Raw genomic sequence first — 8666 nt, forward strand, 5'->3', positions numbered from 1 at the left:
TTTGAAAATTTCTTTTGCCCCCACCCTCGGCCGAAACTTTCACGACCTCCCACTACTCGCTCGCCCTTCTCCGCAGGTCACCCAGTCCACTCCACACATCACCACCAGCGACGATTGCGTTGACGAAAGTTTCTCTTCACACTCGCAATGTTTCAGGCGAACGAGAGGAACCCGATGAACGTGAGAGCTCGGATCGTGGGTGCCCTGATCGCCGCCGTGACGCTGATCGTCGCGGGGCTGATCACCGCGCCACCGGCCTCGTCGGCACAGTTGACGGAGGTGACCGGCTTTGGCACTAACCCGACAAACCTACGCATGCACCTGTACGTCCCGGACGGCGTCGGGACCCGACCACCTCTCCTGGTCGCCGTGCACTACTGCACGGGATCGGGCCCGGCCTTCTACTCCGGCACGGAGTTCGCCTCGCTGGCCGACCGGTACAAGTTCATCGTGATCTACCCGTCCGCGACCAGGAGCGGCTCCTGCTTCGACGTCTCCTCGCCGCAGGCGTTGCGGCACGACGGCAGCAGTGATCCGGTGGGCATCGTCTCCATGGTCAGGTACGTACAGCAGCGCTACGGCACCGACACCGACCGCACGTTCGTCACCGGGGCCTCGTCGGGCGCCATGATGACGAACGTCCTGCTGGGTGACTATCCCGACGTCTTCAAGGCCGGAGCCGCGTTCGCGGGCGTGCCGTTCGCCTGTTTCGCCACCACGGACGGGTCGATGTGGAACAGCGCCTGCGCCAACGGCCAGGTCTCCAAGACGCCGCAGCAGTGGGGCGACCTCGTACGCGGCGCGTACCCCGGCTACACCGGGCCCCGGCCGCGCATGCAGGTGTGGCACGGCACCGCCGACAACACGCTGTACTACCCGAACTTCCAGGAGGAGATCAAGCAGTGGACCAACGTCCACGGCCTGAGCCAGACGCCCAGCAGCACCGACCAGCCGCAGTCCGGTTGGACCAGGACCAGGTACGGCGGCACCGGCACCATGGCCCCCGTCGAGGCGATCAGCCTCCAGGGCGTCGGCCACAACGTCCCGATGAGCGGGATGGCCGCCGCCGTGATCGCGTTCTTCGGCCTTGACCAGGGCGGCGGCGGGCCCACGACGACGCCGACCCCACCGCAGACCCCGACGCCCGGGACCGGGGCGTGCCAGGTCACGTACACGATGAACACCTGGAACACCGGCTTCACGACCGCGGTCACGATCACCAACACCGGCACCAGCCAGCTCACCTCGTGGGCGCTGGCCTTCACGCTCCCCGGCGGCCAGACGGTCACCTCCGCGTGGAACGCCACGATCTCGCCCGCGAGCGGCCAGGTCACGGCCAGGAACGTCAGCTACAACGGCACGATCGCGCCGGGCGCCTCCGCCTCGTTCGGCTTCCAGGCCACCCACACGGGCAACACCTCCAAGCCGTCGGCCTTCACCCTCAACGGCGCCACCTGCACGTGACGGCTCTCCGCACCGGGTCCGGCCCCTCGGGCCCGGTGCGAACCTCCTTGATCAACTGATGGATACTGGCCCTCTCGGAGAATTTGGGAGCGCTCCCGAAGCGCTCCCGCTCTAACCGAAAGGGCACTCCTTGTCCATATTTCACACGCGGTTATCGGCGGTGTTATCGGGCTCGGCGCTCATGCTCGCCGCCGGACTCACGCCCCTTCACCAGGCGGCGGCCTCCGCCGAAGTCACGCCGCTCCACCAGGCGGCGGCCTCCGCCGAAATCACACCGCTCCACCAGGCGGCCACCTCCGCGGAAACAACGCCACCCCACCGGACGGCAACCGCAGCAATCGCGGCCCCCGAGACCGCCGAGAGCCGGCCGACCCGCGAGCCCGCCGAGACCCAGTCGGCCAGTGTCACCCTCACCCTCATCACCGGGGACGTCGTCGACTACGCGCCGGCGCAGAGCGGGGCCCCCTCCATCACCATCAGGCCGGCGCCCAGGCCCGACGGCGCGGAGGTCACGTTCGCCACGCTGCCCGGCAGGGACGGCGGATATCTCGTCCTGCCCTCCGACGCGGCTCCCATGGTCGCCGCCGGGACGCTGGACGAGGAGCTGTTCGACGTCGAGACGCTGGCGCGGGACCAGCGCGTCGAGGCGATCCCGCTGCTCGTCACCTACCCGGGCGACCCGGCCCCCGCCGCCCTCGCCAGAGCCGCCCAGGCCCTGCCGGCCGGCGAGAACGTACGGGTGCTCGACAGCGTCAACGGCGCCGCGCTCACGGTACGCGCCGACCGGGCGGACGACTTCTGGGCCGGACTCCGCGGCGGCGCCAAGCTGACCGGCGGCGCGCCCTCCAAGATCTGGCTGGACCGCAAGACGCGAGCCTCACTCGACAAGAGCGTGCCCCTCATCGGCGCGCCGGCCGGATGGGAGCGAGGGTTCGACGGCAAGGGCGTCAAGGTCGCCGTTCTCGACACGGGGATCGACGTCGGCCACCCGGACTTCGCCGGACGGATCCTCTCCAGCGAGAACTTCTCCGACTCCGTCGGCATCGCCGACAAGGTGGGGCACGGCACGCACGTCGCCTCGACGATCGCCGGCGCGGGCCCGACGTACAAGGGCGTGGCGCCGGCCGCGTCCCTCCTGGTCGGAAAGATCCTCGCGGACAACGGGCTGGGCGACTGGTCGTGGGCCATCTCCGGCATGGAGTGGGCCGCCGCGCAGGGCGCCGACGTGGTGAACATGAGCCTGGGCACCTGCTGCGGCAACGGGACCGACCCGATGAGCCAGGCGCTGAACGAGCTCACCAAGAAGTACGGGACGCTCTTCGTGACGGCGGCGGGCAACGAGGCGGACCCGCTCACGGTGAGCGTCCCGGCGGCGGCCGACGAGGCGCTGGCCGTGGGCGCGGTGGACAAGGAGACCGGCACGACGCTGGCTGACTTCTCCAGCAAGGGGCCGCGGCTGGACGACGCCGCCGTCAAGCCGAACATCGTCGCCCCCGGCGTCGACATCGTCGCCGCACGCTCGGCCGACTCCTCGCTGCCCGGCATCCCGGGCGACGACAGGTACACGACCTTCAGCGGCACCTCCATGGCGACGCCGCACGTCGCCGGGGCCGCCGCGATCCTGGCCCAGCAGCATCCCGGCTGGCGGGCCGCCGAGTTGCGTGACGCGCTGACCTCGACGGCCGTGCGCAACGACGGGCACAACTGGTTCGAGCAGGGCAGCGGGCGAGTGGACGTGGCCCGCGCCGTCACCCAGAGCGTGTTCGCCACCTCCGTGGTGGACTTCCGGCTCCTCGGCAAGCCCGCCACCAGGCAGGTCACGTACCGCAACCTCGGCTCAGAGCCGGTCACGCTGGCCGTGTCGCTCGTCACGCGTGGCTGGAGCGGCAGCCCCGCGCCGGACAAGGCGGTCAAACTGGGCGCGCAGAGCGTCACTGTCCCCGCGAACGGCACCGCCGACGTCTCCCTCACCGTCGACCCGTCGGCCGGCCCGATCGGCGCGTACGGCGGCTGGGTGACGGCGAGCGGCGGCGACGTGCGGCTCGTGACGCCGTTCAGCTACTACACGGGTCCCGCCACGCACCGGCTGGGGGTGTCGCTGGTCAACTCGTACGGGACCAAGGAGTTCTTCCCCGGTTACCAGGCCGAGCCCCTGGTGTACGCGATCCCGTCGAAGCGGGCGAACAGCCCCGAGGACCCGTTCAACCCGTACGGGTACTACTACCTGCGTACCGACTATTCGGGCAACGGCGAGTTCTGGCTGCCCGCCGGGGACTACGAGGTGATCGGGGTCGCGAACGAGAGCCGGATCAGCAACCGTACGAGCTGGGTGATCGAGAACATCCGGCTCGACGGGGACAAGACCGTCACCCTGGACGCGCGCAAGACGGCGCCGATCCGGCCGCGGACGCCGAAGGCGCTGGACGGGGGCGGGAACGCGTACTACGTGCGCACGTTCACCGACCGCACCCAGCCGGTCTCTCTCTATGGCGGGGTTCAGGGCGGCGGGCAGGACCTGTTCGTCACACCGGTGTCCTCGGTGAAGACGGGCAAGGTGCGGCTCTCGCACCAGTGGAACCTGGAGCCCCCCGTGCTCACCTCGGCCACCGCCGACGGGCTGACCCTGCACCCGGCGTACGACGTGGACTCCCTGCGCCGCCTCACCACCGCCACCACATACCCGCTCGTCTCGGTCGGAAGAGGCCGGCCGGAGGATTTCTCCGGTGTGGACGTCTCCGGCAAGATCGCACTTGTCGGGATCCCGGTCGAGAGCGGCTACGTCAACGCGAGCGTCCAGATGGACGACGCCGGCCGCGAGGCCTCCCTGCGCGGCGCGGCGGGCGTCATCGGCTTCCTCGACGTGGACGGCGGGCGGGCGCGCGTGCCGCAGGGCTGGTCGCTCCGCATGGGTCTGACCGCCGCCGAGGGCCGCTCGCTGCGCTCCGCGCTGGCCAAGGGCCCGGTGTCACTGCGTCTGGAGCCGTACGCGGGGCCGGGCGCGACCTACCACCTCCGCTTCGACTCGCGCGGCCGGGTGCCCTCGCAGCCCGTCAAGGTCGACCTGCGGCGGCTGGTACGGATCGACACCGCCTACCACGCCGACAAACCGGACACCAGCGGCTGGGAGTTCGGCGAGTCGACGACCGGCGAGGAGCCGGGGCGGATGGCGTACGGCGGGCCGCTGCGGATGCCCGTCACCCGGGCCGAGTACTTCGGACCCGTGTCCGACGACGTCGTGTGGTCCCGCACGATCACGAACGACGGACTGATCCTGCACTCCGACGACCGGTTCACCGGCGAGAACCGGCGGGTCTCCGAGCAGTGGTTCAAGGCCCCGCTGGTGCCCGGGGCCGCGGACGTGCCGTCGGGCTACCCGGTCAAGGTGCCGTGCGCGCTGTGCCGGGACTCGGATCGGTTCGTACCGTTCGAACAGTGGCGCGACTCCGACCCCCGCCACTACAGCGACCTGAGCCCGGTCACCTCGACCCCCCGCCTGTTCGTCGGGGACCGCGAGATCGCGCCGCAGGGCCGCCGGCCCCGATCCTTCACGGTGCCCGGCGACCCCGGCTCCTACCGCGTGGAATCGCTGGACACCTCCGGCCGCACCCTGTCCACCAAGATCACGACCACGTCCCGCTTCCCCACCTCCCCACCGCCACCGTCGGGAACTCCTCGCGGCTATTCGTGCTCGTTCGGCCCGGCCTGCGCCTTCCAACCGGCCGTCCAACTCACGTACGACCTCCCCCTCGACCTCCAGAACCGCGCCCCGGCCGGACAGCCGTTCACCTTCGACCTACGCGCCGGCACCCACTCCACCATCCGCCGGGCGCCCGCCGTCAACCAGGTCACGGTCGAGTTCTCGGTCGATGACGGAACCACGTGGCGCACCGCGACCCGCGTCAAGAAGCGCGGCGACGGGCGATTCCAAGTGGAACTGCCACACCCCGCCCTGGCGCAGACCAACGGCTTCGTCTCGCTACGAGTCACAGCATCCAACCCCCCAGCCACCTCAACCACCCAAACCATCACCCGCGCCTACACCCTGAAATAACCCCCGGACGGCCAAGACCCACCGTCTTGGCCGTCCCCCTCCTCCCACAACCAAGCCCTTCCCCCATCCCACATCCCTCCCCCGGCTCTGACCCACACACCTTCCTGCACCGATGACCGCCGCCACACCCACCCCTTGGACCACCGCCCACCCCACACCCCAGCCACCAACCTTCAGCGCGCCCGCCACTCCCCACCCCCTCAACCACCGGCCTTCCCGCGAACCCTGACCACCGCCCACCCTTAACCACCGGCCATCCCACGGACCCCGACCACCGCCCTCGCCCTGCCCCCACGCCCCCTTAACCACCGGCCTTCCCACGGACCCTAACCACCGCCCTCGCCCTGCCCCACAGGTGACGACTGCCAGCTGGCCCTCCCCATGGGCGACCGCCACGCGTTATCCACAGCCGCAACCCCGGCACCCCGCCCCATCCCCAGAACCCGATTCGGCGCCCACACACCTCGGCCCGCCAAAGCATCCTCGTTCCACATCACCACCCACCCTTCGGAAGGGAGCCACAGGATGCCCGGAGGCCCACCCACGCTAGGTTTCAGCCTGATCATCTACGCCATGGTCGGCTTGGTGACCCTGATCAACCTCAAGCTGAGGAGGCGCAGGTGAGCCCACGCCCAACCCCCAGCACCCACTCAAGCTCCACCACCAGCCCAGAAACCTCCACCAACCCGGACACCACCGCCACTGGCCCAGGCACCACCACCGCTCCGGGCACCACCACCTCTCCGGACACCTCCACCACCACCTCAGACCCGGAGACCACCACCACCTCAGACCCGGACACCGCCACCACCTCAGGCCCGGACACCACCGCCACCACCACTGGCACAAAAGGCAACAGGATGACAATCACCGTCATCATCCCCGCCCACAACGAGGAGTCCGGCCTCCCCGCAACCCTCCACTCCATCAAGACCCAGTCAGTCCCACCCGAAAAGATCATCGTGGTGGACGACGGCTCGACCGACCGCACCGGCGAGGTCGCCACGTCCTACGACGGCGTGACGCTCCTACGCCCACCCTGCAACCTCGGCAGCAAAGCCAGGGCCCAGAACCACGCGCTCCCCCACTGCGACACGGACCTGGTCCTGGCCGTGGACGCCGACACCGTCCTGGCCCCCGACTACATAGAGCGCATCAAGCCCGCCTTCGACGACCCTGTCGTGGGCGTGGCCGCAGGCAACGTGCAGACCCGTTTCACCCGCACCCCCTGGGAACGCGGCCGATCGACCGAATACCTCTTCGGCTTCCACTGGCACCGCCCGATCCAGCAACTGGCCAACAGCCCCATGGTCTGCTCAGGCTGCTGCTCGGCCTTCAGACGCACGACGCTGACCGAGTTCGGCGGTTTCCCCGAGCGCACGATCGTCGAGGACATGGACTTCACCTGGAGCCAGCAACTCGAAGGCCGCAAAGCGGTCTACGTGTCCGACGCCATGGCCTGGGCCGCCGACCCGGAGACCCTCACGTACCTCCGCAAGCAGGTATGGCGCTGGATGGCGGGCTTCATGCAGAACGTCCGCCTCCACCTGCCCCGCCTGATCACCCGCAAGCCCATGCTCGCGACCTGGATCATCGTGGCCCTGCTGGAGATCATCCTGGCCCCACTCTGGTGGGCCACCCCGCTGATCCTCACCTTCGCCATGCACAGGCCGATCTCCGGCACCTTGGCATGGTGGGCAGGCGGCGAACTCCTCCTCACCATCCCCGCCCTCCTCTACGCCGCCAAACGCCGCCGGCTACCCATCCGCCAGGTGCTCTTCAACCTCCCGTTCGTCTACCTGAACAAGGCCGTCAACCTGTACTACGCCTGGAAAGCCTTAGTGATCGAGCTCATCATGGTCCCCCTACGCCTGTCCCACGGCCTCCTCATCTACGAAAAGGGCCGCTGACACGACAACGGGAGCCGGGCAACCGGCGAGCCCCAGACTCAACGCGAAACGGTGAACGATAATGCGTTCACCATGATCGATGAGATCCTGCCCCCGTGGGTCGCCACCACCGAGCTATTCGGCGACCCACCTGACATCACGCTCTTCCCTGAGGAGGAAGCACTCGTTTCGGACTCGGCGGAAAAGAGGCGGCGCGAGTTCCGCACATCCCGCCACTGCGCCCACCTGGCACTACGACAACTCGGCGTAAACCCCCACCCCATCCTCCGCAGCGACCGCGGCGCCCCCACCTGGCCAGCCGGCGTCGTGGGCAGCATCACGCACTGCGCGGGCTACCGAGCAGCAGCAGTAGCCCACGGCGCCCTGTCGATCGGCATCGACGCAGAGCCCCATCTCCCGATGCCCCCCGGCGTCTTGGAACGAACCGCAACCCCCGCAGAAGCCACCGCCCTAGACCTCCTGGGCATCCCCAACCCCGGCCGCCTGCTGTTCAGCGCAAAGGAAGCGATCTACAAGGCGTGGTACCCCCTGACAGGCCACTGGCTCGGCTTCCTGGACGCCACAGTAACCTTCACAACTTCCCGCTCCTCGCCTCTCTCCCCACCCTCCACAACCCCAATACCCGCACCCCACACACCAACCTCCTCGACACCACACACCCCCTTCCAAACACTCAAACCCCCATCACCACCGCCCGCCCACACACCCACGCCCTCAACACCCCCGCCTGCGGCCCAGGCCCTCACACCACCAACGCCCCCGCCAGCTTCCAACGCCCCCAGTCACTCGGCACAACATGCCTCCGACGCCCTTAAATTCAGCGCCCAACCTGCACCACCCGCTCGCCTCAGGACGCCCCCAGCCCACACCGGAGCACTCACCGAATCAGGACCTCTCGCCGGAGCGGAGGCAGCCGCGCAGTCCGGAACGCTGACTGTGTTCGGGACCTTCACCTCCGAGATCGCAGTCCACGGCCCGGGGTGGCCGACCCGCTTCGAGGGCCGCTGGCTGGTGAGCGGCGGCTTGATCCTGACAGCGATCGCAGTCCCAGCCCCCTCTGCCTAACCCCACACTCCGCCATCACACCCACCGGCCATCACACCTACCTGCACGCACCTCACCCCACCTCACCCCACCGCACCCCACCGCACCTCACCGCACCTCACCGCACCTCACCGCACCTCACCGCACCTCACCGCACCTCACCGCACCTCACCGCACCTCACCGCACCTCACCGCAC

5 protein-coding genes are annotated in these 8666 nt (G+C 69.2%); 4 read left to right on the forward strand and 1 reads right to left on the reverse strand.

All coding sequences use genetic code 11. The annotated features are described in order from the left end of the window. The first annotated feature begins 174 nt into the window (after positions 1-174). Both ABZS69_RS21185 and ABZS69_RS21190 read left to right on the forward strand, forming a co-directional pair. On the forward strand, positions 175-1464 hold the full coding sequence (locus ABZS69_RS21185; RefSeq protein WP_355374826.1) for a PHB depolymerase family esterase: 1290 nt from the start codon (positions 175-177) through the stop codon (positions 1462-1464). A 130-nt stretch (positions 1465-1594) separates the two neighbouring features. Further along, the gene (locus ABZS69_RS21190; protein ID WP_355374829.1) at positions 1595-5515 is read left to right on the forward strand and encodes a S8 family serine peptidase; all 3921 of its coding nucleotides are present in this window, start codon (positions 1595-1597) and stop codon (positions 5513-5515) included. Positions 5516-6116: 601 nt separating this feature from the next. On the opposite strand, the gene ABZS69_RS21195 is transcribed toward ABZS69_RS21190, so the two are convergent. Further along, positions 6117-6386, reverse strand: a complete 270-nt coding sequence (locus ABZS69_RS21195; protein ID WP_355374832.1) for a hypothetical protein — start codon at positions 6384-6386, stop codon at positions 6117-6119. On the opposite strand from ABZS69_RS21195, the gene ABZS69_RS21200 reads away from it, so the two are divergent. Next, the gene (locus ABZS69_RS21200; protein WP_355374834.1) at positions 6376-7425 is read left to right on the forward strand and encodes a glycosyltransferase family 2 protein; all 1050 of its coding nucleotides are present in this window, start codon (positions 6376-6378) and stop codon (positions 7423-7425) included. The genes ABZS69_RS21195 and ABZS69_RS21200 overlap by 11 nt on opposite strands. A 72-nt stretch (positions 7426-7497) precedes the next feature. Then, positions 7498-8490, forward strand: coding sequence for a 4'-phosphopantetheinyl transferase superfamily protein (locus tag ABZS69_RS21205; RefSeq protein ID WP_355374837.1), 993 nt, complete (start codon positions 7498-7500; stop codon positions 8488-8490). Positions 8491-8666: the final 176 nt, after the last annotated feature.

The organism is Nonomuraea sp. NPDC005650, from assembly GCF_040605375.1.
Taxonomy (GTDB): Bacteria; Actinomycetota; Actinomycetes; order Streptosporangiales; family Streptosporangiaceae; genus Nonomuraea.

Excerpts from the sequence above, each read along its gene's own strand:
- ABZS69_RS21205 (WP_355374837.1), top strand. The coding sequence starts at position 7,498 with ATGATCGATGAGATCCTGCCCCCGTGGGTCGCCACCACCGAGCTATTC.
- ABZS69_RS21185 (WP_355374826.1), top strand. The coding sequence starts at position 175 with ATGAACGTGAGAGCTCGGATCGTGGGTGCCCTGATCGCCGCCGTGACG.
- ABZS69_RS21200 (WP_355374834.1), top strand. The coding sequence starts at position 6,376 with ATGACAATCACCGTCATCATCCCCGCCCACAACGAGGAGTCCGGCCTC.